25 protein-coding genes are annotated in these 25,750 nt (G+C 61.3%); 15 read left to right on the top strand and 10 right to left on the bottom strand.

Annotated features, from left to right (window positions below; genetic code table 11):
- Nucleotides 1–106: 106 nt before the first annotated feature.
- Entirely contained in the window at nucleotides 107–1,126 is a 1,020-nt protein-coding gene (gene spoVAD / locus ACSAMP_RS08350) for a stage V sporulation protein AD (protein ID WP_457800131.1), read from the top strand.
- Nucleotides 1,127–1,142: 16 nt separating this feature from the next.
- Nucleotides 1,143–1,499: a stage V sporulation protein AE gene (spoVAE, locus tag ACSAMP_RS08345; RefSeq protein ID WP_457800130.1), complete on the top strand. Its 357-nt coding sequence runs from the start codon at nucleotides 1,143–1,145 to the stop codon at nucleotides 1,497–1,499.
- Between the two features lie 308 nt (nucleotides 1,500–1,807).
- On the opposite strand, the gene ACSAMP_RS08340 is transcribed toward spoVAE, so the two are convergent.
- On the bottom strand, nucleotides 1,808–3,658 hold the full coding sequence (locus ACSAMP_RS08340) for an LTA synthase family protein (protein ID WP_457800129.1): 1,851 nt from the start codon (nucleotides 3,656–3,658) through the stop codon (nucleotides 1,808–1,810).
- A 310-nt stretch (nucleotides 3,659–3,968) separates the two neighbouring features.
- Between ACSAMP_RS08340 and ACSAMP_RS08335 the strand changes: the two genes are divergently transcribed.
- From ACSAMP_RS08335 to ACSAMP_RS08325, 3 genes are all read left to right on the top strand, one after another.
- Nucleotides 3,969–4,814, top strand: a complete 846-nt coding sequence (locus tag ACSAMP_RS08335) for a transporter substrate-binding domain-containing protein (protein WP_457800128.1) — start codon at nucleotides 3,969–3,971, stop codon at nucleotides 4,812–4,814.
- A 121-nt stretch (nucleotides 4,815–4,935) separates the two neighbouring features.
- Nucleotides 4,936–5,667 (top strand): amino acid ABC transporter permease, encoded by a 732-nt coding sequence (locus ACSAMP_RS08330; protein WP_186878863.1) that lies wholly within the window; start codon nucleotides 4,936–4,938, stop codon nucleotides 5,665–5,667.
- Nucleotides 5,654–6,376 carry an amino acid ABC transporter ATP-binding protein gene (locus ACSAMP_RS08325; RefSeq protein WP_186878758.1) on the top strand — a complete coding sequence of 241 codons (723 nt, stop codon included), beginning with the start codon at nucleotides 5,654–5,656 and terminating at the stop codon, nucleotides 6,374–6,376. Before ACSAMP_RS08330 ends, ACSAMP_RS08325 begins: the two co-directional genes overlap by 14 nt.
- Before the next feature lie 72 nt (nucleotides 6,377–6,448).
- Here the strand turns inward: ACSAMP_RS08325 and rbr are convergent, their stop codons facing one another.
- From rbr to cysE, 3 genes are all read right to left on the bottom strand, one after another.
- A complete protein-coding gene (rbr, locus tag ACSAMP_RS08320) occupies nucleotides 6,449–6,985 on the bottom strand; it encodes a rubrerythrin (RefSeq protein WP_441796542.1) in 537 nt (178 codons plus the stop codon).
- A gap of 170 nt (nucleotides 6,986–7,155) precedes the next feature.
- A complete protein-coding gene (gene cysS, locus ACSAMP_RS08315; protein WP_441796543.1) occupies nucleotides 7,156–8,613 on the bottom strand; it encodes a cysteine--tRNA ligase in 1,458 nt (485 codons plus the stop codon).
- Between the two features lie 49 nt (nucleotides 8,614–8,662).
- Nucleotides 8,663–9,304: a serine O-acetyltransferase gene (gene cysE, locus ACSAMP_RS08310; RefSeq protein ID WP_441796544.1), complete on the bottom strand. Its 642-nt coding sequence runs from the start codon at nucleotides 9,302–9,304 to the stop codon at nucleotides 8,663–8,665.
- A 397-nt stretch (nucleotides 9,305–9,701) separates the two neighbouring features.
- Here cysE and ACSAMP_RS08305 point away from each other — a divergent pair, with 397 nt between their 5' ends.
- On the top strand, nucleotides 9,702–9,950 hold the full coding sequence (locus ACSAMP_RS08305; RefSeq protein ID WP_441796545.1) for a DUF3791 domain-containing protein: 249 nt from the start codon (nucleotides 9,702–9,704) through the stop codon (nucleotides 9,948–9,950).
- The gene (locus ACSAMP_RS08300; protein ID WP_457800127.1) at nucleotides 9,947–10,681 is read left to right on the top strand and encodes a DUF3990 domain-containing protein; all 735 of its coding nucleotides are present in this window, start codon (nucleotides 9,947–9,949) and stop codon (nucleotides 10,679–10,681) included. Before ACSAMP_RS08305 ends, ACSAMP_RS08300 begins: the two co-directional genes overlap by 4 nt.
- 99 nt (nucleotides 10,682–10,780) lie before the next feature.
- On the opposite strand, the gene tsf is transcribed toward ACSAMP_RS08300, so the two are convergent.
- The 3 genes from tsf to ACSAMP_RS08285 form a co-directional block, all read right to left on the bottom strand.
- On the bottom strand, nucleotides 10,781–11,695 hold the full coding sequence (gene tsf / locus ACSAMP_RS08295) for a translation elongation factor Ts (RefSeq protein ID WP_457800126.1): 915 nt from the start codon (nucleotides 11,693–11,695) through the stop codon (nucleotides 10,781–10,783).
- 102 nt (nucleotides 11,696–11,797) lie between these two features.
- Nucleotides 11,798–12,520, bottom strand: coding sequence for a 30S ribosomal protein S2 (rpsB, locus tag ACSAMP_RS08290; RefSeq protein ID WP_441796548.1), 723 nt, complete (start codon nucleotides 12,518–12,520; stop codon nucleotides 11,798–11,800).
- Nucleotides 12,521–12,747: 227 nt separating this feature from the next.
- Nucleotides 12,748–14,064: an acetyl-CoA hydrolase/transferase family protein gene (locus ACSAMP_RS08285; protein WP_457800125.1), complete on the bottom strand. Its 1,317-nt coding sequence runs from the start codon at nucleotides 14,062–14,064 to the stop codon at nucleotides 12,748–12,750.
- 367 nt (nucleotides 14,065–14,431) lie between these two features.
- Between ACSAMP_RS08285 and ACSAMP_RS08280 the strand changes: the two genes are divergently transcribed.
- The 5 genes from ACSAMP_RS08280 (at nucleotide 14,432) to ACSAMP_RS08260 (ending at nucleotide 20,380) form a co-directional block, all read left to right on the top strand.
- Complete coding sequence (locus ACSAMP_RS08280; RefSeq protein ID WP_457800124.1) at nucleotides 14,432–15,388, top strand: agmatinase; 957 nt, start codon at nucleotides 14,432–14,434, stop codon at nucleotides 15,386–15,388.
- A 394-nt stretch (nucleotides 15,389–15,782) separates the two neighbouring features.
- Entirely contained in the window at nucleotides 15,783–17,024 is a 1,242-nt protein-coding gene (gltS, locus tag ACSAMP_RS08275) for a sodium/glutamate symporter (protein ID WP_457800123.1), read from the top strand.
- 178 nt (nucleotides 17,025–17,202) lie between these two features.
- On the top strand, nucleotides 17,203–17,574 hold the full coding sequence (locus ACSAMP_RS08270; RefSeq protein WP_457800122.1) for a VOC family protein: 372 nt from the start codon (nucleotides 17,203–17,205) through the stop codon (nucleotides 17,572–17,574).
- A gap of 42 nt (nucleotides 17,575–17,616) precedes the next feature.
- The gene (locus ACSAMP_RS08265) at nucleotides 17,617–18,954 is read left to right on the top strand and encodes a sodium-dependent transporter (protein ID WP_441796552.1); all 1,338 of its coding nucleotides are present in this window, start codon (nucleotides 17,617–17,619) and stop codon (nucleotides 18,952–18,954) included.
- Between the two features lie 40 nt (nucleotides 18,955–18,994).
- Nucleotides 18,995–20,380, top strand: coding sequence for an MATE family efflux transporter (locus tag ACSAMP_RS08260; RefSeq protein ID WP_457800121.1), 1,386 nt, complete (start codon nucleotides 18,995–18,997; stop codon nucleotides 20,378–20,380).
- 56 nt (nucleotides 20,381–20,436) lie between these two features.
- Here the strand turns inward: ACSAMP_RS08260 and ACSAMP_RS08255 are convergent, their stop codons facing one another.
- The 3 genes from ACSAMP_RS08255 to ACSAMP_RS08245 all read right to left on the bottom strand — a co-directional run bounded on the left by ACSAMP_RS08255 (nucleotide 20,437) and on the right by ACSAMP_RS08245 (nucleotide 22,354).
- Nucleotides 20,437–20,874, bottom strand: coding sequence for a TspO/MBR family protein (locus tag ACSAMP_RS08255; protein ID WP_457800406.1), 438 nt, complete (start codon nucleotides 20,872–20,874; stop codon nucleotides 20,437–20,439).
- Between the two features lie 166 nt (nucleotides 20,875–21,040).
- Nucleotides 21,041–22,009 carry a C40 family peptidase gene (locus ACSAMP_RS08250; RefSeq protein ID WP_457800120.1) on the bottom strand — a complete coding sequence of 323 codons (969 nt, stop codon included), beginning with the start codon at nucleotides 22,007–22,009 and terminating at the stop codon, nucleotides 21,041–21,043.
- Nucleotides 22,010–22,063: 54 nt separating this feature from the next.
- Complete coding sequence (locus ACSAMP_RS08245; protein WP_441796556.1) at nucleotides 22,064–22,354, bottom strand: hypothetical protein; 291 nt, start codon at nucleotides 22,352–22,354, stop codon at nucleotides 22,064–22,066.
- Between the two features lie 215 nt (nucleotides 22,355–22,569).
- On the opposite strand from ACSAMP_RS08245, the gene ACSAMP_RS08240 reads away from it, so the two are divergent.
- The 3 genes from ACSAMP_RS08240 to ACSAMP_RS08230 all read left to right on the top strand — a co-directional run bounded on the left by ACSAMP_RS08240 (nucleotide 22,570) and on the right by ACSAMP_RS08230 (nucleotide 25,735).
- A complete protein-coding gene (locus ACSAMP_RS08240) occupies nucleotides 22,570–23,418 on the top strand; it encodes a tyrosine-type recombinase/integrase (protein ID WP_457800119.1) in 849 nt (282 codons plus the stop codon).
- A 167-nt stretch (nucleotides 23,419–23,585) separates the two neighbouring features.
- Nucleotides 23,586–24,734 (top strand): glycosyltransferase, encoded by a 1,149-nt coding sequence (locus tag ACSAMP_RS08235; protein WP_457800118.1) that lies wholly within the window; start codon nucleotides 23,586–23,588, stop codon nucleotides 24,732–24,734.
- 14 nt (nucleotides 24,735–24,748) lie between these two features.
- Nucleotides 24,749–25,735 carry a glycosyltransferase family 2 protein gene (locus ACSAMP_RS08230; protein ID WP_457800405.1) on the top strand — a complete coding sequence of 329 codons (987 nt, stop codon included), beginning with the start codon at nucleotides 24,749–24,751 and terminating at the stop codon, nucleotides 25,733–25,735.
- The last annotated feature ends 15 nt before the right edge of the window (nucleotides 25,736–25,750 follow it).

Genomic DNA, 25,750 nt, shown 5'->3' with positions numbered 1-25,750 from the left:
TATTGCAAGCATTCCGCCGTTTTCTTCCCAGCATTTCTGAAAAGCGGCATAATTTCGTCTGTCTCGGGCAAGCTAATCCCGCAATGTTTGGGCGAGGTGGTGCTCTATGACGGAAAAGAAGCTGGGCGGACAGACCGCCGCCCTGGCCTGTCCCCCGGTGCTGGCGGGCTGGGCCAATGTGGTGGGCCAAAAGGAGGGGGCGGGCCCCCTGGGGCCTTATTTCGACGTGGTGGCCCAGGACGACTCTCTGGGGCAGCCCTCCTGGGAGCGGGCGGAGCGGCTGATGCAGCAGCAGGCCCTCTCCCTGGCCCTGGACCGGGCTGGCCCCGGCGCGCCCCAGCCCGACTGGCTGTTTGCCGGGGATCTGCTGAACCAGTGCATCGGCGCGTCCTATGCCGCCCGAGCCCACGGTCTGCCCTATTTTGGGCTGTACGGGGCCTGCTCCACCCTGGGGGAGGGCCTGTGTCTGGCGGCCATGACGTTGGACGGCGGCTTTGGCCAGCGGGCTGGGGTGGTGGTCTCCTCCCACTTCTGCACCGCCGAGCGGCAGTACCGCACGCCCCTGGAATATGGCGGCCAGCGCACCCCCACCGCCCAGTGGACGGCCACCGCCGCCGGGGCGGTGATCCTGTCCCGCTCCGGCAGGGGACCAAAGATCACCCACGTCACCGTGGGCCGGGTGGTCGACTTGGGGGTGAAGGACGCCAACAACATGGGGGCGGCCATGGCCCCCGCCGCCTGCGACACCATCGCCGCCCACCTTCAGGACACGGGCCGCAGCCCCGGCTTCTATGACCTGATCGTCACCGGGGACCTGGGGCGGCTGGGCAGTCAGCTGCTGCTGGAGCTGCTGGAGCGCCGGGGTATCGTCCTGGACAACCACACCGACTGCGGCTGTCTCCTCTTTGACCAGAAGCGCCAGGACGTCCACTGCGGCGGCTCGGGCTGCGGCTGTTCCGCCGCGGTGTTCACCGGCTATCTCCTCACTGGGCTGACGGAGGGGCGGTGGAAAAACCTGCTCTTCTGCCCCACCGGGGCCCTCCACTCCCCCGTGGCCACCGCCCAGGGGGAGTCCATCCCCGGCATCTGCCACGCCGTGGCCCTGACCGCCCCGGAGGGAACTTAAAAAGGAGTCATGCTCTATGGAATATATTCGTGCCTTTCTGCTGGGCGGGCTGCTGTGCGCCCTGGGGCAGATCTTGATCGATCGCACCGCCCTCACCCCCGCCAAGATCCTCACCGGCTATGTCACCGCCGGGGTGCTGCTCAGCGCTTTTGGTCTCTATCAGCCCCTGGCTGACTGGGGCGGAGCCGGGGCCACCGTCCCCCTCACCGGCTTTGGCCATCTGCTGGCCCGGGGTGTGCGGAAAGCGGTGGCGGAGCAGGGCCTGCTGGGCGCCCTCACCGGCGGCGTCACCGCAGCCGCAGGAGGCATCACGGCGGCGATCTTCTTCGGGTTTGTGGTGGCCGCGGTGTTTAAGAGTAAGCCGAAGGGGTGAACGCGGGGCGACACAGAGGTCGCCCCCTACGGCGTGTTACGCAGGCCGCCTGTAGGGGCCGCTGTCCTCAGCGGCCCGTCGATGCTTGTCGGGTCATTGTCCGGGCGGATGAGGACATCCGCCCCTACACCAGACCATCGACATCGAATGTAGGGGCGGACCTCTGTGTCCGCCCGCGATGGCCACCGCACCCACGATGGTCACCCTCATCCGTCATGGCTTCGCCATGCCACCTTCCCCCTGGCAGTGGGAAGGCAAAAAAGCGCACAAAAAGGCTGCTGCTCTGGTGTCAGGGCAGCAGCCTTGTTTTAATTCTCGTCCATGCAGAACATGGGCCGGGCCTGGTCGAACAGGTCCACCATGCCGCAGTAGTTCAAAATGGCGTATTGGTCCAGCCAGTCCTGCTGCTGGTCGCTCAGTTCCTTCTTGGACAGGAAGTCTCCATCCCGGGTGACAAAGCCCACGGGGGTGATGGCGGGCAGTTCCGCATACATCTGGTCCAGAAAGTTCATATAGCCCGTCAGGGGCAGCCCGGCCAGCTTGGCGGTGAGCACCCCCAGATAGTTGGGGCTGATGACCACGTCCTCGGTCTGCATGTCCGCCTCTGCCCCGCTCAGGTCGTAGTTGGTCCAGATGAAGAAGGGCACGGCATACTGCCGCATCACCTCTTCCGTGGTCCGCTGGTCCAGGGGCTTGCCATACAGCCGCTCGTAAAAGGCGTTTTTCAGGGGGGGCTGGTGGTCGCCGAAGAAGACGATCATAGTCGGCTCGTCACACTGGCTGTAATAGCCGATCAGCTCCCGCAGGGCGTTGTCCGTCTGGCGGGCCAGGGCGAAATACTGCTCGGCGTTGCTGTCTGCCAGCTTCAGGCTGTCTGGCAGAGAGATGGTCCGCTCCAGGTTGTTCCACCCCTGGGCATAGCCGCTGTGGTTCTGCATGGTCACGTTGAAGAAGAAGGACTTCACCTGCTGCTGGGTGGTCTGGAAGATCATCTGAAAGTCCGACGCGTCGGACACATAGTGGCGGATATACTGGGGATTCACCACGTCCTCCTCATACATCTGGTCATCAAAGTCCAGGTCGTGATAGGCCAGGGGCCGGTTCCAGCCGGAGGACTTATAAGGGTGAAAGGCGGTGGTCTCATACCCCTGGCTCCCCGCCAGAGCCGCCAGGGAGGGCATCCCCTCGTCCACATACAGCTGATAGGCCACGGTGTGGGGCGGTTGGAAATAGGTGGAGAAGCCGGTGAGATACTCAAACTCCACGCTGGCCGTGCCCCCGCCGGTGACGGGGGAGTACATCCAGCCCTTGATCGTGTTTTTCTTCAAGGAATGAAGGAAGGGCGTGGGGTCCTCTGAGGACTCAAAGCTGTCGAAGATGGTAAAGTCGGCAAAGGACTCGTCCATAATGCCGATGATGTTCACCGGATGGGTGACGCTGTCGTCCCCCGCCACGGTGGGGTACTGCTCCATCAGGTCCAGCACCGCCTGCTTGGAATAATCCCGGGGCTTGTCCACCGAGCTGTACCGCAGGGCCACGGTGAAGTTCAGCAGAAAGCCGTTGCGCTGGGTGACCCACTGCTGGGTATAGATGTCCAGGGCGGGCAGCATCCCGGTGAAGAAAAAGGCGTAGGTATAGCCCAGAATGGCCGCCCACAGGGGGATGGACGCCGCCAGGGGCAGCCGTGCCCGCTTCCGCTGGGGGGCGCACATCCACACCAGGAACAGATAGCCCACCAGCAGAATGGCCGCCTGGACGATGTACTGGTCCATGGAATAGTCAAAGCCGTCGGCCACGTTGGCCGCCGTCCGCCACCCAGCCACGTCGGCAGGGAACAGAATGCGCCCGCGAAAGCGCAGGATATAGTGGTTCAGCAGTCCCACCAGGAAAGACAGGACCGCGCCCAAGGCTGCCGCCCGGCGCAGCCGGCCCAGGATCAGACGGCAGACAAAGAACAGGGCATAGTACCAGATCAGGTTCATGGCCACCTGCCAGACATCCAGGTCCTGGAATACATCGTTCTGGTTGAGCACCTCCACCATCCACAGGCACAGCCAGGGGCCCAGCAGGAACACCAACCGGGCCAAATATCGGTCCAGATGCTCCCCAATGTCCCGCCGCAGCCACTGCAGGGGGTGTTTTCTTTCTTTTTGTATCATGGTTTCCTCCTAGAGATCAGGGCCCCCAGGCCCGGGTTCATGTGTAATAGCATACCGCGCCGGCGAAAAAAAGCAAGGGGGCAGAAAAATTTTTCTGCTGCCCGCCTCAGCAATATACATATTTTTCTGTATATTCATTTTGTGTTCTTTCCCTTTCTCCGGCCCTGATTTTCCCGTATCACGAAAAAATCCCTGTTTTTCCGGGTTATTTGTATATTTATCTATTGACTGTGCATAGGCTGCTGGGGTATACTCAAGCTAACGCCCTGGGGTCCGCCCCGGGGAAATAAGAAAGGAAGATCCCATTACTATGAAAAAGATTCTTGCAATGGCCATGGCTGTTGTCATGGCGCTGGGCCTGTCCGCCTGCGGCGGCAGCAATTCCGCCGCCTCCAGCTCTGCCGCCGGTTCCGTCTCCGGTTCTGCCAGCGGCTCTGTCAGCAACGGCGACGCGGCCTTTACCACCGTCACCCCCGGCAAGCTGACCATGTCCACCAACGCCTCCTTCCCTCCCTATGAGATGGTGGCCGACGACGGCTCCTTCGAGGGCATCGACATCGAGGTGGCCGGCGCCATCGCCCAGAAGCTGGGCCTGGAGCTTCAGGTGGACGACATGGGCTTCGATGCCGCCCTGCAGGCCGCTCAGACCGGCAAGAGCGACATGGTCATGGCCGGTGTCACCGTCACCGAGGAGCGCCAGGCTGTGATGGACTTCTCCAACAGCTATGCCAACGGCGTGCAGGTGGTCATCGTGAAGGAGGACTCCCCCATCCAGACCGTGGATGACCTGGCCAACGCCAACATGATCGGCTGCCAGATGGGCACCACCGGCTACATCTACTGCTCCGACACCGTGGAGAACGGCGGCTTCGGCGAGGACCACGTCACCCCCTATGATGACGGCGCTGCCGCTGTCCAGGCCCTGATGAACGGCCAGATCGATGCCGTGGTCATCGACAACATGCCCGCTCAGGAGTATGTGGCCGCTAATCCCGGTCTGAAGATCCTGGACGGCGAGTTCACCAACGAGGACTACGCCATCGGCGTGGCCAAGGGCAACACCGCTCTGCTGGATGCCATCAACGACGCGCTGGAGGAGCTGACCGCTGACGGCACCATCCAGTCCATCGTGGACAAGTACATCTCCGCGAACTAAATCCGTCGCGGCTTGCAGAAAAAGGGCGGCGCTGTGCCGCCCTTTTTCCCTATGAGAACAAACAGAAAGGAGCATGTCTGTGAACCTGGCGGAACTGTATTCCTCCCTGAACCAGCGCATCATGGGGGGAGAGACGCTCCCCTTTGCGGAAAAGACCTTTGTGGGCTTTTACAAGGCCTTTGTGGACGGGGGCCGCTGGCAGCTGTATATCGACGGCGTGCTGAACACCCTGCGCATCACCGCCATGGCCCTGATCCTGGGCGTGATTCTGGGCATTTTGGTGGCCGTGGTCCGCACTGCCCACGACCAGCAGCGCCCCGGCCGCAAGAACCCTGTCCTGGGTCTGCTCAACACCGTCTGCCAAGTGTATACCACCATCATCCGGGGCACCCCCATGATGGTCCAGCTGCTGATCATGGGCTTTGTCATCTTCAGCAAGAGCCGGGAGTTCACCCTGGTGGGCACCCTGACCCTGGGCATCAACTCCGGGGCCTATGTCGCCGAGATCTTCCGGGGCGGTCTGATGAGCGTGGACTCCGGCCAGAACGAGGCCGGGCGTTCCCTGGGGCTGAACTATCTGGACACCATGCGCTTTATCGTGGTGCCCCAGGCCTTTAAGAACGTGCTGCCCGCTCTGGGCAACGAGTTCATCACCCTGTTCAAGGACACCGCCCTCATCAACATCATCGGCGGCAAGGAACTGGTCTACGCGGCCAAGGCCGTGGGCAGCAAGACCTATGATGTGATGTATCCCTATCTCGGCATCGCCGTCATCTACCTGGTCATGGTGATGCTGCTCACCTGGCTCCAGGGCAAGCTGGAAAGGAGGCTGCGTCAAAGTGATCGACGTTAAACATCTGTCCAAGTCCTTCGGCGACCACCTGGTACTGGACGACATCTCCGAGCACATCGCCCCCGGCGAAAAGGTGGTGGTGCTGGGCCCCTCCGGCTCTGGAAAATCCACCTTCCTGCGCTGCCTGAATCTGCTGGAGACCCCCACCAAGGGCACCATCACCTTCCAGGGCACCGAGATCACCGACCCCAAGGCAGACATCAACAAGATCCGCCAGCAGATGGGCATGGTGTTCCAGCACTTCAATCTGTTCCCCAACATGACCATCCGCAGGAACATCACCCTGGCCCCGGTGCGCACCGGCCTGATGGCCCAGGCCCAGGCCGACGACCTGGCCACCACCCTGCTGCGGCGGGTGGGACTGGAGGAGAAGGCGGACGCCTATCCCAACCAGCTCTCCGGCGGCCAGAAGCAGCGCATCGCCATCGTCCGGGCCCTGGCCATGCAGCCCAAGGTGATGCTGTTTGACGAGCCCACCTCCGCCCTGGACCCCGAGATGGTGGGCGAAGTGCTGGAGGTCATGAAGCAGCTGGCCGACGAGGGCATGACCATGGTGGTGGTCACCCACGAGATGGGCTTTGCCCGTGAGGTTGGCAGCCGGGTCCTGTTCATGGACGGCGGCCACATCCTGGAGCAGAACACCCCCAAGGAGTTCTTCGACCACCCCCAGAACGCCCGCACCCAGCTGTTTTTGTCCAAGGTCCTGTAAGACATCCAAACAAAAAACGTCCTGCCGCAAAGCCAGATGGCCCCTGCGGCAGGACGTTTTTGCTATTCTCTCTTAATAATTTTCCGCTCTCAGCTGGAAATAGGCCTGGGGATGGGCGCAGACGGGGCAGACCTCGGGGGCCTGCTTGCCCACCACGATGTGGCCGCAGTTGCTGCACTGCCACACCATGTCCCCCTCCCGGGAGAAGACCAGGCCGTTCTCCACGTTGGCAAGCAGCTTGCGATAGCGCTCCTCGTGCTCCTTCTCGATCTGGCCCACCTGCTGGAACAGGTCGGCGATGTGGTCAAAGCCCTCCTCCCGGGCCTCCTGGGCCATGTGGGCATACATGTCGGTCCACTCGTAGTTTTCCCCCTCGGCGGCGGACTTCAGGTTCTCCTCGGTGGAGCCGATGCCGTTCAGCAGCTTGAACCAGATCTTGGCGTGCTCCTTCTCGTTGGCAGCCGTCTCCTCAAACAGCTTGGCGATCTGGACATAGCCGTCCTTTCTGGCCTTCGAGGCAAAGTAGTCATACTTGGTGCGGGCCTGGGTCTCCCCGGCAAAGGCGGTGCGCAGGTTCTGCTCGGTCTTGCTTCCCTTCAGTTCAGGCATCTTAATTTTCCTCCTCAATTCTATTAATAAGAATTATTCTTATTTATGGGTCTATCATACGTCTTTTATTCTGCCCTGTCAAGGGGAATTTTAAAAAACTCCCTCCGCCCTGCCGGCTGCGCGCCGGGGGACGAAGGGAGTTTATCCTAAATATTATGCTGTTTTCAGACTCACACGCGCTTCCACACCGCGCCGCCGGGGACGTCGGTGACCTCCACGCCCATCTCCTTCAGCTGGTCGCGGAGCTGATCGGCCTTGGCAAAGTCCTTGGCCTTCTTGGCCTGGCCACGGGCCAGGACCAGGGCGTCGATGTCCGCGTCGCCCTCGCCGGTGACGGTGTAGCCCCCCTGAGAGGTGGCCTTCTCCTTGGCCAGCAGCTCCGCCTGCTCCTGGCGGCGGGCCTGGGCCTTCTCCAGCAGGGACAGGGACAGCACCCCGTCAAAGCTGCCCAGGATGGCCAGCTTGGTGGCCCCGTTGGTCTTGGCCTTCAGGGCGTCGTACAGGGCGGTGACGCCCTGGGCGGTGTTCAGGTCGTTGCCCATCTGCTGGCGGAACTTGTCCTCATACTCCTTCACCACGGCCTGGTCCACCTCCCCGTCCTTGGGGTCCAGGGCGGCGATCTTATTCACCAGCTTCTGATAGGCCCCGGCGGCGTTATCCAGGTTCTCCCAGGTGAACACCAGGCCCTTGCGATAGTGGCTCTGGAGGCAGAAGAAGCGATAGGCCAGGGGGTCATAGCCCTTCTCCTCCAGCAGGGAGACGGTCAAGAACTCCCCCTTGGACTTGGACATCTTGCCGGTGGTGGTGTTCAGGTGGTGGACATGGAACCACTGGGGGCACCAGGGGTGGCCCAGATAGCTCTCGGACTGGGCGATCTCGTTGGTGTGGTGGGGGAAGGCGTTGTCGATGCCGCCGCAGTGCAGGTCCAGATACTCGCCGTTATACTTCATGGAGATTCCGGAGCACTCGATGTGCCAGCCGGGATAGCCCACGCCCCAGGGGGAGTCCCACTTCAGGGCCTGGTCCTCGAACTTGGACTTGGTGAACCACAGGACAAAGTCGTTCTTGTTGCGCTTGTTCACGTCCTCTTCCACGCCCTCCCGGACGCCCACGGCCAGATCCTCCTCGTCGTGGTCATTGAAGACATAGTAGCGGCTGAGCTTGGAGGTGTCGAAGTACACGTTGCCTCCCGCCACATAGGCATAGCCCTTCTCCAGCAGGGCGGAGACAATCTTGATATACTCGTCGATGCAGCCGGTGGCGGGCTGGACCACGTCGGGCCGCTTGATATTCAGCTTCCGGCAGTCCTGGAAAAAGGCGTCGGTGTAATACTGGGCGATCTCCATCACCGTCTTGTGCTCCCGGCGGGCGCCCTTGAGCATCTTGTCCTCGCCGGTGTCCGCGTCGCTGGCCAGGTGGCCCACGTCGGTGATGTTCATCACCCGGTTCACGTCATAGCCGTCGTAGCGCAGGAACTTCTCCAGCACGTCCTCCATGATATAGGAGCGCAGATTGCCGATGTGGGCGAAGTGGTACACGGTGGGGCCGCAGGTGTACATCTCCACGTGGCCGGGGGTGTGGGTCTGAAAGGTCTCCTTCTTGTGGGTGGCGGAATTATACAAAAGCATGGTGTTCTCTCCTTCTTCTGTGGTAATGGGGCGTCGCCCCTGTTGTGGGTCAGTTCTCTTTCTGGGCCAGCTGGCGCTCCAGCTGCTCCACCCGGTCGGCCAGGGCGGCCAGCTTCTCCAGGGTGGGATTCTCCACGCTGGTCTGGTCCACGTCGTCGGCGAAGTGGGTGGTCCGTCCGGCGATGCGGACGATCTGGGCGGGGATGCCCACGGCGGTGGCGTCGTCGGGCACCTCGCTGAGGACCACGGCGTTGGCGGCGATACGGGAATTATCCCCCACTTTAAAGGGACCCAATACCTTGGCCCCGCAGCTGATGAGCACGTTGTTGCCGATGGTTGGGTGGCGCTTGCCCTGGTCCTTGCCCGTGCCGCCCAGGGTCACGCCGTGGTAGATCAGGCAGTCATCCCCCACCTCGGCGGTCTCGCCGATGACGATGCCCATGCCGTGGTCGATGACCAGGCGGCGTCCGATCTTGGCCCCGGGGTGAATCTCGATGCCCGTCCAGAAGCGGCTCCACTGGGACACGCACCGGGCCAAAAACCGCCAGTTCTTACAGTAGAGCCAGTGGGCCACCCGGTGATACAGCACCGCGTGGACGCCCTGGTACAGCAGCAAAATTTCCAGCTTGGACCTGGCGGCGGGGTCCCGCCGCTGATAGGCCTCCAGCGTCTCGTTGAGCATTTTAAACATCTGCGTTTCCTCTCCTCCCCCGGACTTGTCCCGGGAAAAACAAAAACCCCTTACGCCCACACGGGCATAAGAGGCGACTGAAAACTCGCGGTTCCACTCTCATTTCTCACTTTGCTGGCCGCTATCGGGGCCAAGCCGGGGGCCATTACGCCCCGCGCTCCCGGACGCACTTCACGCCTTGCCGCCGCAGGCCCCCTTCCAGCCGATGAAGGGCCCTCTCTGTTCTTTGGACCAAGCCGCTACTCTTTCCGCTCTACGCGCTTACAGTTTTATTATATTATCATCCCCCGGCGGCGGTGTCAAGTGTCGGCGGGGCTTTTGCGCAAAAACTCAGGTTGAAAAGGCGTGTATTTTCTCCTATAATGGGGGTATCCAACAACAGGAGGCGGCGATTACTATGGCAGGTCAAGATTTTCTGGAAGACGAAAACGATCAGACTTCGGACATCCTCTCCATGCAGGTCCAGCTGTTTCGGGGCTTTATGGCTCGGCACCAGCTGGACAAGTGGGCGGCGCTGAAGCTGTTTCAGGAGCACGACCTGTTCGGCTTCGTCTCAGAGTGCTACGGCCTCCTGAGCCTGTCCGGTGACGAGTACATTCTGGACGATATGGATAAAATTCTGGTCCATCACGGGGTGACGCTATGATCCTCTATCACTGGGGCTGTCAGGCGGCGGAACGCCTGGAGCCTGACCTGTGCTTCTCCTCCGGGGACATGGGCCCCGGCTTTTACCTGACCGATGACCTGGTCCAGGCCCGGGTGCTGGCCCGGCAGGCGGCCCACAAAGCGGCTTGCCTGGGGCAGACGCCCGCCGACCTCCGGGGAGTCGTCACCGCCTTCGACTGGCTGGATGACAGGACCCTGGACGTGCTGTATATCCCGCCCTTCACCGTCCCCTGGCTGCGGCGGATGTCCGCGGGCCGGGCGGGGCAGCCCTTTCCTTCCGATCACGACATCCTCGCCAGCAAGCTCCCGGACGAGGACATGGACCGTATCATCAACGTCAACATGATCGGCGCTCTGGACCCCTGGGAGCAACACGACGACCAGAAGTTGGCCCAGTCCATCCAGAACCTCCTCCCGCCCAGGACGCTGCCCGACCTGTACTGCTTTGCCACCCAGCGGGCCCTGGACAGCCTGCAGCCGGTGGTCAAGCAGGCGTCCCGGACCACCACCGGTGCCAAGGAGCATCTGGCGGGAGAGACCCTGCGCATGGCGGTGGAACTGCTTGCGGAGAAGCGAAACATCCCCACAGAGCAGGCCCTGATCCAGCTCATCTCCTCCCCGGTGTACGACGCCCTCTATGACCTGGACACCGGCATGTGGACCCAGGGTCCTGCCCGGCTGCTGGAGGCTTTTGAAGCGCTGGAGGCGTGAACTCCTTTCTCTCCCTGTTATGACAAAAGACCGCCGCATGGAAATCTCCACGCGGCGGTCTTGCTGTATTCAGAAAAGATGCTGCAAACAGGGGGCAAATTACTTGGCCAGCTGCTTGGCGATCTCCTTGGCGAAGTTCTCCTGCTTCTTCTCGATGCCCTCGCCCTTCTCGAAGCGGACAGCGGCCTTCAGCTTGATGGAGCCGCCCTGCTCCTTGGCCACCTTGGCCACATACTGCTCCACGCTCATGGAGTTGTCCTTCACGAACTCCTGCTGCAGCAGGCAGTTCTCCTCATAGAACTTGCGCAGCTTGCCGGTGACGATGCCCTGCTTCACCTTGTCGGGCTTGGCAGCCATCTTGGGGTCGTTCTCCATCTGGACCAGCAGGATCTTCTTCTCCTCCTCCAGAGTGGCCTCGTCCACCTCGGACTTGTCCAGGAAGCGGGGATTCAGAGCCGCGATCTGCATGGCCATGTCCTTGCCCACCTCAGCGACCTGCTCGGGGGCCAGGTCGGTGTCCAGGTTGACCAGCACGCCGATCTTGCCGCCGGCGTGGATATAGGGCACGGAGACGCCGTCCACAAAGAAGGCGAAGCGGCGGATCTTGATGTTCTCGCCGATGACCAGGACCATCTCCTGCTGCTCCTCCTGCACGGTGCGGCCGTTGCCGAAGTCGGCGGCCATCAGGGCCTCCAGGTCGGCGGGCTGGACCTTGGCCACAACGGCGGCCACGCCCTTGACGAAGTCCACGAACTTCTCGTTCTTGCCCACGAAGTCGGTCTCGGCGTTGACCTCGACCACCACGCCCACGCCGTCCACAACGGCGGCATAAGCCATACCCTCGGCGGCGATGCGGCCAGCCTTCTTCTGAGAGGCGGCCAGACCCTTCTCGCGGAGGATCTCCACGGCCTTGTCCATGTTGCCCTCGGCCTCAGTCAGGGCCTTCTTGCAGTCCATCATGCCCACGCCGGTCATTTCGCGCAGGGCCTGTACGTCTTTCGCAGTGATCGCCATAATCACATTACCTCCGTTATTTTGGTTTTAAAAAAGGCGCGCCCGGCCCGCGCACGGGCGGGCGCACCTTGGTTTCACAGATCAGATGTGTGCCGGGAAAAATTACTCAGCGGTCTCCTCGGCGGGAGCGGCGGCCTCGTCCTGGCCCTGCTTGCCCTCCTGGATGGCGTTGGCCATGACAGAGGAGATCAGCTTGATGGCGCGGATGGCGTCGTCGTTGCCGGGGATGACATAGTCGATCTCGTCGGGGTCGCAGTTGGTGTCCACGATGGCTACGATGGGGATGTTCAGCTTGCGGGCCTCGTTGATGGCGTTGCGCTCCTTGCGGGGGTCAACGACGAACAGGGCGCCGGGCAGCTTCTTCATCTCGGTCACGCCGCCCAGATACTTCTCCAGCTTGGCGATCTCGCCCATGTGCTTCATGACTTCCTTCTTGGGCAGCATGTCGAAGGTGCCGTCCTCCTGCATCTTCTTCAGCTGGTTCAGACGGTCCACGCGGCCGCGCATGGTCTTGAAGTTGGTCAGCATACCGCCCAGCCAACGGGCGTTCACCCAGTACATGCCCACGCGGCTGGCCTCTTCCTTGATGGCCTCCTGGGCCTGCTTCTTGGTGCCGACGAACAGGATGGTCTCGCCCTTCTCGCCCAGCTCGCGGACGAAGTTATAGGCCTCCTCCAGCTTCTTCACGGTCTTCTGCAGGTCGATGATATAGATACCGTTGCGCTCGGTGTAAATGTAGGTGGCCATCTTGGGGTTCCACCGACGGGTCTGGTGGCCGAAGTGAACGCCGGCCTCCAGCAGCTGCTTCATAGATACGACTGCCATGATTATTTCCTCCTAAATTTCAGTTGAATTCTTCTGGGGGCTTCATATTTCCCGCCAACCCGGCAAGCCGGGCACCGGGCGAAAAATCCACACTCCCACGCATAATGCTTTGATATTCTACCATAGCTTTCCCCGCAATGCAAGGATTTTTTCCAGCTTTCCCGAGATTTATACTATTTTATATAAATGTGTGTCTGGGCCGTCCGCGTCTTTCTCTTCTCTATTACTTAGAAGTGCTCGTGGGCGTACCGCAGCAGCTCCTCCCGGAAGTCTGGGTGGGCGATGGAGGCCATGGCCTCGGCCCGCTCCCGCAGGGACTTGCCGGGCAGGCTGACCACGCCATACTCCGTGGCCACATACTGGATCATGGTCCGGGGGGCGCTCACCGTGCTGCCCGCGGGGATGGCGGGGAGGATGTTGGACTTGCGCTCCCCCTCCTTGGTCACCCGGGAGGAGTTGATGCAGATGAAGCCCTTGCCGCCCTTGGAGCGGAAGGCCCCCTCCAGAAAGTCCATCTGCCCGCCGATTCCGGACAGCTGGCGGGACCCGGCGCTCTCCGCGTTCTCCTGGCCCATCAGGTCCAGCTGCACGCCGCCGTTGATGCTGATGACGTTGCTCAGGCGGCTGATGCGGTCCACCGAGTGGATGTAGTCCAGGTCCCCGGGGTGGAACAGGCCCGGCTCGGCGGCAAGCCAGTCATACAGCTCCTGGCTGCCCATGGCCAGGTTCCAGGCGGACAGCCCAGCGTCCAGCTCCTTTCGGGCGTTGGTCAGCTTGCCCGCCTTGTAGAGTTCCAGAAACGGGTCGCTGATGGTGCCGGTGTGGCAGCCCAGGTCCTTCTTGTCCGACTGGGCCAGCATTTTGGCCACGGTGTAGGGCACGCCGCCCACGCCCAGGGACAGCACCGCCCCGTCGGGGATCAGCTCCACCACCCGGCGGGCGATCTCCATGTCCGTGGCGCTGGGCTCCCGATAGGACCGCTGGGGCAGCGGCTCGTGGACCCCCTCCACCACAAAGTCCGCCTCGCTGAGATGGACCCGGTGGGAGCCGTCCACCCCCTGGAGACAGGGATAGTGCTCGTTGATCTCGAAGATCACCGTGCGGGCGCTTTCGAAAATGGTCCGCCAGGCGTAGTTGGAGATGCCCAGGCCGCAATAGCCCTCCCCGTCGGGCCGGGACACGGGGACCACCGCCACGTCGCAGCGGATGTGCCCATCCCGATAGAGATAGGGCAGGGAGCGCAGCACCACCGGCAAAAAGGTCACCAGCCCCCGCTTTTGCAGCTTGCGCTCATAGTCGCCGATGTGCCAGCTGTAATAGGAGAAGCTCTCCCGCTCCGGGTCCTGCTCCACGATCTCGATGCGGGGGCGGATGACCAGGCCGCCCCGGACCTTCACGTCCTTCACCTGGCCCTTCCGGGCAGCCAGGGCCCGGTCCACCAGCTCGGGAAAGCCCGCGCCAAAGCCATAATCCACCCAGTCGCCGGACCGCACCGCCCCGGCGGCCTCCTCCGGCGTTACAAATTTCGTCTGTTTGCTTGCCATGTTTTTTGTTCCTTTCTCGCCTTGTCTCATTCCGCACCCGCTAAGCGCAGATGCAGGGAAAAAATATCTCTCCTTCACTTTACGGTATCTCGCCCCCGTTGTAAAGAGCTTTCTGTGTGCCCGGAAAGGGCCGGTTTTAAAATCGTTAAGCGTTGGCCGAAAAAGAATCTTGTTTTCTTTCCCAAAAAATCCTCCTGACTTTGTAAAAGCGATTGAAAAGGGGCGGCGTTTTGAGTATAATTTGGGCATAAACGATAAACAAAGCAGCGCCGACGGGGCCGGATGCCAAACAGGGCCCGTCGGGGAACGGAAACGTATTTCGGTGTGAAAAACAGGAATTTTAGAATTTTGAAAGGGGTCATTTATCATGCGTCCTGAACTCATCAGCCAGCCCATCACGGGCATTTGTTCCTTTGGCCGCTATCCCATCTGTCTGGATCTGGACGAACTGAAGGCCGACTTCGGCGTGCTGGGCGTGCCCTTCGACATGGGCGTGGGCTTCCTCAGCGGCGCCCGCATGGGTCCCCGCCGTATCCGCGAGGCCTCCACCCAGTATGGCCGGGGCAACGTGGGCTATTATGATTACGAGGCCGACGAGCAGATGCTGGCCGCCCCCATCACCATCGCCGACTGCGGCGACGCCGACGTGCTTCAGGGTGACCGGGACTACTCCTTCCAGTGCATCGAGCGGGCCGTCCGCCGCATCATCCGCGCCGGTTCCATCCCCATCGTCATGGGCGGCGACCACTCCATCAGCATCCCCGTGGGCCGGGCCCTGGAGGAGTATGGCAAGAAGATCTGCGTCATCCAGTTCGACGCCCACCTGGACTGGACCAGCCACGTGGGTCCCCTGGTCCAGGGCAACGGCAGCCCCATGCGCCGCATGTCTGAGATGGACCACATCGGTGAAATGGTGCAGATCGGTCTGCGCGGCATGGGCAGCGGCAAGAAGAGCGACTATGACGACGCCCGGGCCTATGGCAGCAAGCTGATCTCCGCCCGCCAGCTCCACGCCAACGGCGTGCAGTGGGTGCTGGACCAAATCCCCGACGCCGAGGCCTATTACATCACCTTCGACATCGACGGCTATGACATGCCTCTGGCCCCCGGCGCCGCCTCCCCCCTGCCCGGCGGCATCACCTATGACGAGAGCATGGACATGCTGAAGGCCATCTGCCAGACCGGCAAGGTGGTGGCCATGGACCTGGTGGAGGTCGCCCCCACCTATGATCCCACCGGCTGCACCGAGCGGCTGGCCGCCCTGACCATGCTCCAGGTCATCGCCCACGCGGGCAAAAAGCTCCACGAGAACGACAACAAGTAACACATCACACAAAAATCTCTCTTATCTCCCTCTTTGATCTGACCAGCAGCGCCCGGACCGTCCGCCAGACGGCCCGGGCGCTGCCCTTTGTTTTTCTCTGTTTTCCTCCGTGCAGATGTCAAGAGGTATATCTTCCCCTCTTATGATCCGCGACTTGCATTTCTCGCCCTCCTTCGCGCCCCCACTTGAAAAAAGAAAAAAAAACAGCTATACTTAATCTAAGGATTTTAAGTGGGAGAGGACGCCTTTCCTGCAAAATAAAATCCCAAAGGAGAGTGCTTTTGTGCGCCCCGGAGTCATATGCTTTTGATACATAGGCTGGCAGCACCGGTGGAGGACGCAAAGGCAGGCAAGACCGCGCAAAAACACGCTGTTATTGAGGAGGAATTTCAACATGACATTCGAAACGGTTGACAATATCCTGACCATCAGCACCGACACCGTCATGACCACGGCCATGGCTGGTATCCTGCTGCTGATCGGTTTCTGGATCAAGAAAAAGGTCACGCTCTTAGATAAATACTGCATCCCCGCCCCCGTGGTGGGCGGCTTCCTGTTCATGTTCATCACCTGGGCCGGATATTCCACCAACACCTTCACCTTCAACTTCACCAACACCTTCCAGGATCCCTTTATGCTGGCCTTCTTCACCACCGTGGGCCTGGGCGCCAGCTTCTCCCTGTTGAAAAAGGGCGGCGTGCTGCTGATTATCTATTGGCTCACCGCCGGCATCATCTCCATCTTCCAGAACGTCATCGGCATCGCCGTGGGCACTGCGGTGGGCCTGCCCGCCCCCTATGCCCTGCTGTCCAGCGCCATCTCCATGATCGGCGGACACGGCGCGGCTCTGTCCTATGGCAGCACCTTTGTGAAGATGGGCTATGACCAGGGCCAGCTGGTGGGCGCTGCCGCCGCCACCTTCGGCCTGATCAGCGCCGTGCTCATCGGCGGCCCCGTGGGCCGCCGGCTGATCGTCAAGTATGACCTGAAGCCCGAGGAGAACAACGAGAATTACGACGACATCGAGAGCGTCAACGCCGCCAGCGGCGCCAAGCTCACCGGCCTGGACGTCATCAAGAACGTGGTGGTCATCCTGGTCTGCATGGCCGTGGGCACCGTTATCTCCGGCAAGATCGGCCAGCTGATCGACATGAGCTTCCCCACCTATGTGGGTGCTATGTTCGTGGCCGTCATCGTCCGCAACCTGAATGACCGCTTCCACCTGTACAACTTCAGCTTCTCCCTGGTGGACGGCATCGGCGACGTAATGCTGAACCTGTACTTAGGCCTGGCCCTGATGACCCTGAAGCTGTGGGAGCTGGCCGGTCTGGTGGGCGGCGTGCTGCTGGTCGTGGTGTGCCAGGTGATCTTCATGATCCTGGTGGCCAACTTCGTGGTGTTCCGCGTCCTGGGCCGGAACTATGACGCCGCCGTCATGTGCGCCGGTCTGTGCGGCCACGGCCTGGGTGCCACTCCCTCCGCCATCGTGAACATGACCGCCGTCACCGAGAAGTATGGCATGTCCCGCCGGGCCTTCATGGTGGTGCCCATCGTGGGCGCCTTCCTGGTGGACATCATCTATCAGCCCCAGACCATCGCCTTCATCAAGTTCTTTGTCCATGGCTTCACCGGCTGATCTCTGTGATCGCCCCTTCTAATTTGATCTGAATCCCCGCGACGGAGGACCTTTGCTGCCGGTCCTCCGTCGCCTTTTGTCTGTTTTGACCGGTTTTCATTGCTTTTTTTCCACACCTTCGATATAATAAGCATAGTCAAATATCATACGGTGACGCCGCTGAGTAAGGAGATCATGTATGCTTCGATTCAATCATTTCAATTTCAACGTCCTGGACTTAGACCGCAGCCTGGCCTTTTACAAGCAGGCCCTGGGCCTGACCCCCGTGCGGGAGAAGGAGGCGGCGGACCAGTCCTTCAAGCTGGTCTATCTGGCCGACGCCACAGGCAGCCCCTTTCAGCTGGAGCTGACCTGGCTGCGGGATCGGAAAGAGCCCTATAATTTGGGCGAGTGCGAGTTCCATCTGGCCTTCACCGCCGACGATTTTCAGGCCATGTATGAAAAGCACAAGGCTATGGGCTGTATCTGCTTTGAGAACCCCGCCATGGGTATCTATTTCATCTCTGATCCCGACGGCTATTGGATTGAGATCCTCCCCGCCAAGGGCTGACCGGGCACTCCCCCAAATACGACCAAACGGAGGTTTCTTATCATGTCTGAACCAACTTCACATTCCGGCCACCGCAACGGCGGCTTCGGCTCGTCCTTCGGGTTTATCATCGCCTGCGTAGGCTCCGCCGTGGGCCTGGGCAACATCTGGATGTTCCCCTACCGTCTGGGACAGTATGGCGGCGCAGCCTTCCTCATCCCCTATCTGTTCTTCGTCCTTCTCTTCGGCTGGGTGGGCCTGTCCGCCGAGTTCGGCATCGGCCGACTGGCCGGAACGGGCACCATCGGGGCCTATGAATACTGCTTTGCCGCTCGGGGAAAGAAAAAGCTGGGCGGCGCACTCAGCTGGCTGCCCCTGATGGGCTCGCTGGGCATCGCCATCGGTTATGCGGTGATCCTGGGCTGGGTACTCAACAGCCTGGCCGGTTTCGTCTCCGGTCAGCTGATGAGCGCCGATCCCGCCCCCTTCTTCCAGGCCGCCGCCTCCAGCTTTGGCAACCCCATATGGCATACCGTGGTGGTGGCCGTGGTCTGTCTGGTGCTCATTTTCGGCGTGTCCGCCGGCATCGAGCGGGTGAGCAAGGTGCTCATGCCCCTGTTTTTCCTGCTGTTTCTTGTGCTGGCCGCCTGGGTGTTCACTCTGCCCGGAGCCGGCGAGGGCTATCGCTTCCTGTTCGTCCCCCACTGGGAGCAGCTGCTGCGGGCCGAGACCTGGATCATGGCCATGGGCCAGGCATTCTTCTCCCTGTCCATCACCGGCTCCGGCATGATCGTCTACGGGGCCTATCTGAAAAAGGATGCGGACATCCCCGGTGCTTCCCTCCGCACCGCCTTTTTCGACACGCTGGCCGCCATGCTCTCCGCCGTGGCCATCATCCCCGCCGTGTTCGCCTATGGGCTGGACGTGGCCCGGGGCCCCTCTTTGATGTTCCTCACGCTGCCCGCCGTGTTCCAGCAGATGCCCATGGGCCAGCTGTTTGCCGTGTTCTTCTTCCTGTCCGTGTTCTTTGCGGGCATCACCTCCCTCATCAACATGTTCGAGGCGGTGGTGGAGAGCTGGCAGAGCCACTTCAATTTAAATCGCAAGCTGGCCGTTTTACTGTGCTCCGCCATCACGCTGGGCGTGGGCCTCTTTTTGGAGGCGGAGCCCAACGTGGGCCAGTGGATGGACTTTATCACCATCGGCGTGGTCCCCATCGGCGCAGTGATGGGCGCGGTGTCCGTCTATTATGTGCTGGGCTGGCCCAAGCTGCGGCAGGAGCTCCAGCTGGGCCGGAAAAAGCCCATCAGCGCCGCCTTCGGCGCAGTGGGCCGCTATGTCTATGTGCCCCTGACCATTCTTGTTCTGATCCTGGGCTTTGCTCTGGGCGGGATCGGCTAAACTCCCCGCCCAGATCCCCGGAAGAGGTGATTTTCTCGCTATGATCCGCCGACAACATCATATTGATATGTGCAATGGCCCGCTGTGGAACAAGATCCTTCTCTTTGCCCTGCCTCTCATGGCCTCCAGCATCCTTCAGCTGCTGTTCAATGCCGCCGACGTGGTGGTGGTGGGCCGCTATGCGGGCAAGGAGGCCCTGGCGGCGGTTGGTTCCAACTCCGCCCTGATCAACCTGATGATCAACCTGTTCGTGGGCCTGTCCGTGGGCACCAACGTGGTGGTGGCCCGGGATCTGGGGGCCGGGCGGCACGACAACGTCAGCCGCAGCGTCCACACCTCCATCACCCTGGCCCTCATCAGCGGCGTCGGCATGGCCGTGTTCGGCGTTATTATGGTCCGCCAGCTGCTGGAGTGGATGAGCTCCCCCACCGACGTCATCGACCTGGCCACCGTCTATCTGCGCATCTACTTTTTGGGGATGCCTGCCAACATGCTCTATAACTTCGGCGCGGCCATCCTTCGCGCCCAGGGGGACACCCAGCGGCCCCTGTACTTCCTCACGGCGGCTGGCATCGTCAACGTGGTCCTGAACCTGTGCTTCGTCATCGGCCTGGGCATGGACGTGGGCGGCGTGGCTCTGGCCACCATCATCTCTCAGTACATCTCCGCCGCCCTGGTCCTCCGCTGTCTCATGGGCGAGACGGGTCCCCTCCATCTGGAGCTGCGCAAGCTGCGGCTGGAGTGGTCCGTGGTCCGGCGCATCCTTCAGGTGGGCCTGCCCGCCGGGTTCCAGGGCATCGTGTTCTCCCTGTCCAACGTGGTCATCCAGTCCTCCCTGAATTCGTTTAACGACGCGGCCCTGGTGGCCGGCTCCGCCGCCTCCTCCAACATCGAGAACTTTGTCTACGCCGCCATGAACTCCTTCTACCAGACAGCCCTCACCTTCTGCGGCCAGAACTACGGCGCGGCCAAGTGCAAGCGGGTAGATAAAACGCTGTTCCTGTGCGTCACCTTCTCCATGACCACCGGCCTGGTGCTGGGCAACCTGGCCTATCTCTTTGGCCGCCCCCTGGTCAGCATCTACGCCCCCGGCGAGGAGGAGGTCATCCGTCAGGCCCTGATCCGCATGAGCTTCATCTGCTGTCCCTATCTGTTGGGCGGCTTTATGGACACCATGGTGGGCGGCCTGCGGGGCATCGGCTATTCCGTCATCCCCATGGTGGTCTCCCTGGTGGGGGCCTGCGGCCTGCGGCTGGTGTGGGTGGCCACCGTCTTCCCCCTGTTCCACAGCCCTGCCACCCTCTATTTTTCCTATCCCGTCACCTGGACCATCACCGGCCTGGCCCACCTTATCTTCTTCCTGGTCGCCAGGAAACACGCCTACGCCCGGCTGGAAAACCCCGACCCGGCCTTCCGGGCCAACTAAAATCAGCGCCAACGAAACAACGGACCGCTGCGATCTACCCGCAGCGGTCCGCTTTTTTACCGATTCAGCCACCATATTCCCAGATTCAGATACCCCGCAAAGGTCACCCACAGCAGATAGGGCAGCTGGAGCCGCCCGGCCAGGGGGTCCACCTGTGAAAAGGCCCGGAGCATCCACAGGATCAGTTCCCACAGGATGACCAGCCACAGCAGCGCCGTGCCCCGCCAGCCCAGGCCGAAGAACAGGACGGTCCACAGGGCGTTGGCCCCCAGCTGGCAGAAGAAGGCGGTCAGCGCCCTCGCTCGCGCCCGTCCCGACGCCGCTGCGGCCACCCGGGCGGCGCCCCAGCCCATCAGGGCATACAGCGCCGCCCACACCACTGGGAAGACCGCCCTGGGCGGGGTCAGGGGCGGCTGGCGCAGGGCGTCAAGCTCCGCCATGCCATCCCGGGTCAGCCAGGCAGACAGCCCGCCCACGCCCTCCGTCAGCACCACCCAGGGCAAAACGCGTAAAACCCGTCTCACCATTTCATCACCGATAAAAGCCTATGCCGCTTTTAGCTCTTTTATCCCTAACAGGCTGACATATAGACACGAAAACGCCCCGCTTCTCGTTTCAGAAGCAGGGCGTTTATATGTATGCACTTTAATGTTGGGGAACTCAGCCCAGGCGGCGGGCGCCCACGAAGCCGGAGGTATAATAGGCCTCGTTCATGCCGCTGACGATGACGCCCACCTTAGAGGTGGAGGCGTGGACGAACTTGCCGCCGCCCACATAGATGCCCACGTGAGAGGCGCGGCTGGAGCTACCGGACTTGCGGAAGAACACCAGGTCGCCGGGCTGAAGCTGGTCCCGGGAGACGGAGGTGCCGTTGTCCATCTGAGCGGAGGCGGTGCGGTTGACGTTGTAACCGAACTGGTTGCACACATACTTCACAAAGCCGGAGCAGTCAAAGCCCTTGGGGCTGCTGCCGCCATAGACGTAGGGGTAACCCACATACTTCAGGGCGAACTCGGCCATTTTCTGGCCGTTGGAGGTGTTGGCGGCGGCGGCCTGAGCGGCCTTGGCGGTGGCCTCGTCCACGATGGACACGTAGTCAGAGCTCACATAGCCGGAACTGATCTTGTACCAGCCGTTGGTCTCGCCGGTGATGGTGACGATGGCGCCGTTCTTCAGGCTGCCAGCCTTGTCATAGTTGGTCCCGGCGCCGGTGCGGATGTACAGGCTGGAGGCAATGACCTGGCCATAGCGGGTGGCCTGCACGGCGCTCTCGGCGGCCTGGGCCACCTCTTCCGCAGCGGCAGCGGCCTCTACGGGGGAGCTGGAGGCGGCTGCGGTGACGGCGTTCTCCGCCCCGTCCAGAATGAGATACTCGCCAAAGGCGAAGCCGGTCAGACCGTCCACGGCGATCTGATACCAGCCGTTCTCGGCGGTGGCAAGCACTTCGACCTTGCTGCCGTTTTGCAGATCAGCCAGGACCTTGCTCTCGGTGTTGGCCCCCTCCCGCAGGTTCAGGGTGGTGTTGCCGGAGTTCACGGTCCCGCTGACGGCCATGGCGGGAACAGCCATGGTGCTGGCGATCATCAAGCCCGCAAGGATACGGGCGGCAAAGGTCTTATTAAAGTGCATGTCGGAGTTCCTTCCTTTCTCTACTGATGCAGCTTGTGTAAAGCGGCAGGTTTGTTACTTGGAGCTCAGAGCCCGTTCCAGCCACACAGACGCCACGTCCATGGCGGAATACAGGCTGTCCTTCTCGCTCTTCTTGACCACCCGGTCCCGGCTCTTCAGGTCGGGGTCGGTGAGCTGGAGCTGAACGTCCACTTTGTCGGCCATCTCCAGGCCGTCCACCTTCTTGGTGGACAGGATCCGCAGCATAACAATGTATTTCTCGGCCATGGTGCCGTAATAAATCAGGTTGTCTTTCCGACGCAGGGGGTGCCCTTTATAGGAAAGAGGAATATTCTCGCTTGCCAATGGAATTCCTCCTCGTCATTTAAAACTGTAACTGAATTGTAACACTTTTGTTACCGGTTGTCAATCCTTTTTCCAAGTAAACTGGAAAATGGTTGGGAGCCAGCCGATCAGCCCCACTCCCCTGCCAAGATATCCTGTGCTTTTCGGCCAAATCAGCGCCGCTCCGCCTGCTACTGTTACAATAGTTTCAACACTTAATATTGGAGGACTTTATCATGAAAAAGAAGTTACAGCTGACAGAGCGGGAATTTGACCAGTTCGAGGACTACCTGCGCCACGACGAGCGAGAAGAAAGCACCATCGAGGCCTACCTCCGCTCTCTGACCCGCTTTGCGGAGTGGGCGGATGGCCAAGCCGTCACCAAGGAACTGGCCATGGAGTGGAAAACGGCGCTGTCCGAGTCCGGTTATCGCCCCATCTCCGTAAACGCCATGCTGGCGGCGGTGAACAAATTCTTCACCTGCATGGGGCGGGAGGACTGCAAGGTGAAGTATCTCAAGCTCCAGCGGCAGATGTTCCGCAAATCCGAAAAGGACCTGTCCAAGGAGGAGTACCAGCGTCTGGTCCAGGCGGCCCATGAGAAGGGCGACCTGCGGATGGAGCTGATTTTAGAGACCATCTGTGCCACTGGAATTCGGGTGGGGGAACTAAAGTACATCACCGTAGAGGCAATTCGGGCGGGCGTGGCGGAGATTGCCTTGAAGGGCAAGATTCGGACCATCCTGCTCCCCCACCGCCTGTGCCGCAAGCTGCAAAAGTACGCCAAACAGCAAAAAATCGCCTCGGGCAAGCTATTTCTCACCCAAGACGGTTTACCTGTTTCAAGACAATCTATCTGGACTCGCATGAAAGCCCTCTGCGAGGCGGCGGGCGTAGAGCGGAGCAAGGTGTTTCCCCACAACCTCCGCAGTCTGTTCGCCCGGTCCTTCTACGGCTCCTGCCACGACGTGGTGCGCCTGGCCGACGTGCTGGGGCACAGCAGCATTGAGACCACACGGATTTACCTCATGTCCACGGGGAAAGAGTACCTTCGGCAGCTGGATAAGCTGGGGTTGGTCCAATGATTTTCATAATTTAATTTTCGTCTCATATATCCCGCATTCAGCCTTGTTTTTATTGTCTAAAAGTGTTATGGTATAAAAGAATATCTATGTTGTTATGCCGCATTAAATTGTTACGTAATAATAATTATGAATCATTTTGTGGCGGTTGTACGTGGGGTGGGAGTGAGATGAGGCGAATTTGCTGCTTTTGCGAGAGCTGGGAGTCCGGCGGCATTGAGTCCTTTCTGCACAACATCCTCCTCCGCATGGACCTGACCGGCCTGGAGGTGGACATCGTCGCCGCGCAGCTGAAAGACAGCGTGTTCACCCAGGCGCTGCGGGAGCACGGGGTCCGGTTTCGGGAGCTCTCGGGCAGCCAGCGGAACCTGCCGGAGAACCACCGGCGCTTTGCGGCCCTGCTGTGGGAGCGACGCTATGACGTGGTCCACCTGAATATTTTCCAGGGGATGTCCCTGTACTACGCGCACCTGGCGAAGCGGGCGGGGGTCCCGGTGCGAATCGCCCACAGCCACAACACCGACCTGCGGCAGAGCCTGACCCGTCCGCTGAAGCTGTGGCTCCATCGCCGGTGCAGTCAGCGCTGCGCGGCGGACGCCACGGCGCTTTGGGCCTGCTCGGAGCGGGCGGCCCGGTTCCTGTTCCCGACAGAGCTGTTGGCCCGGTGCGGCTTCACGTTTATCCCCAACGGTATCGACACAGAACGCTTCCGCTTCCATGCCGCTGTTCGGGAAGACGTCCGCCGGGAGCTGGGGCTGACGGACCAGTTTGTGATCGGAAATATCGGGCGGCTGTGCCAACAGAAAAACCAGAGCTTTTTGCTGGATGTCCTGGCCCAGGGGGCGAAGCTGCGGCCCGACCTGCGCCTGCTCCTGGTGGGCGAGGGCGGCGATTTGAACGCACTGAAGGAGAAGGCGGAACGGCTGGGGCTGACGGACCGGGTGCTGTTTTACGGCACGACACAGCACCCGGAGCGGCTGCTGTGGGCCATGGACGTGTTCGCCTTCCCAAGTCTGTTCGAGGGCCTGGGCATCGTGGCCATTGAGGCCCAGGCGGCGGGACTGCCGGTGGTCTGCTCGGAGCATGTGCCCCCGGAGGCGGCGGTCACCCCGCTGGTGACCCGGCTGCCGCTGGATGAGGGCGCTGCTGCGTGGGCAAACGCACTGCTAAAATTACCTGAAGCCGAACAAACGTCTGGCGCAGAACAGGTCCGCCAGGGCGGATTCGATGTGGCGGACGTCGCCCGGCGAATCGAGCGCACATATATGGGGAGTGAGCATGGAGAAACCAACGATTTCCGTCGTCATTCCGGTGTTTAACGCCGAAGGAGACGATCAGCCGCTGCCTGCGGTCCGTTCAGGCGCAGGAGATACATGATTTAGAAATACTCTGCGTGGACGACGGTTCCACAGACCGCAGCACGACGATTATCGAACAGATGGCGGCGGAGGACCCCAGAATTCAGCTGATCCGCCAGAAAAACCGCTCGGCGGGGGCGGCCAGAAACAACGGAATGGCCCATGCCAGAGGGATCTATCTGCACTTTCTGGACGCGGACGATACGGTGTGTCCCGGCATTTACCGCCGGGCGGTGGACAGTCTGGAGCGGACGGGGGCGCAGGTCTGCGTTTTTCAATACCGGGTCCGGGACCGGGAGACCGGGGAGGAGAAGCTGGTCCCCTGTCTGCTGAATGGCCGGGAGCGGGTGACCTCCTTCCTCCGGGAACCGGCGCTTTTCATGTATAACACGGTAGCGCCGTGGAACAAGCTGTATCGCCGCAGCTGGGTGAAGGAAAACGGGCTCCGGTTCGACGAGATTCCCTGCGGAAATGACCGGGGCTTTTACTTTCGGTGGCTGGCAAGGGCCCAGGCGGTCAGTCTGTTGATGGACTGCGGTGTCTGCTATCAGGTGAAAAACCGCGCCGCGCTGACGGGAAATGGCCGGTGGCGGCAGTTGGACAGCCTGTTTTTTGCCTGGCGGTCCGCGGAACAGGCCATGGCAGACCAGCCGCCCGCAGTGCGGGCCATGCTGACAGATTGCAGCATGACCGACCTGCTGGCCGTGGCGCGCAGCGCGCCGGAGGAAAACCGGGCGGCGGTGCTGGGGCAGTTACAAGAGTTCTTAAAAGAAGTGGACCTCTCCCCCATGGCCGCGCTGCCGTTTCCCTATGCCTGGCGGCGGGTCTGTGAGCAGCTGCGGGAAAATGGAACGGACGGCCAAGAAGACCTGAGGAGTCTGAAAAACCGAGTGCGGCATATCGTCGCCGGGGTGCGGATTTGGGGCGTAAAGGGCTGCATTGTGAAGCGGAAATATAGATAGAGTGGCACAGGAATT

The sequence above is a fragment of the Flintibacter sp. SJQ-8 genome (assembly GCF_054108085.1).
The sequence above is the reverse complement of the archived record's forward strand: the minus strand, read 5'-3'. Positions and strand labels throughout refer to the sequence as shown.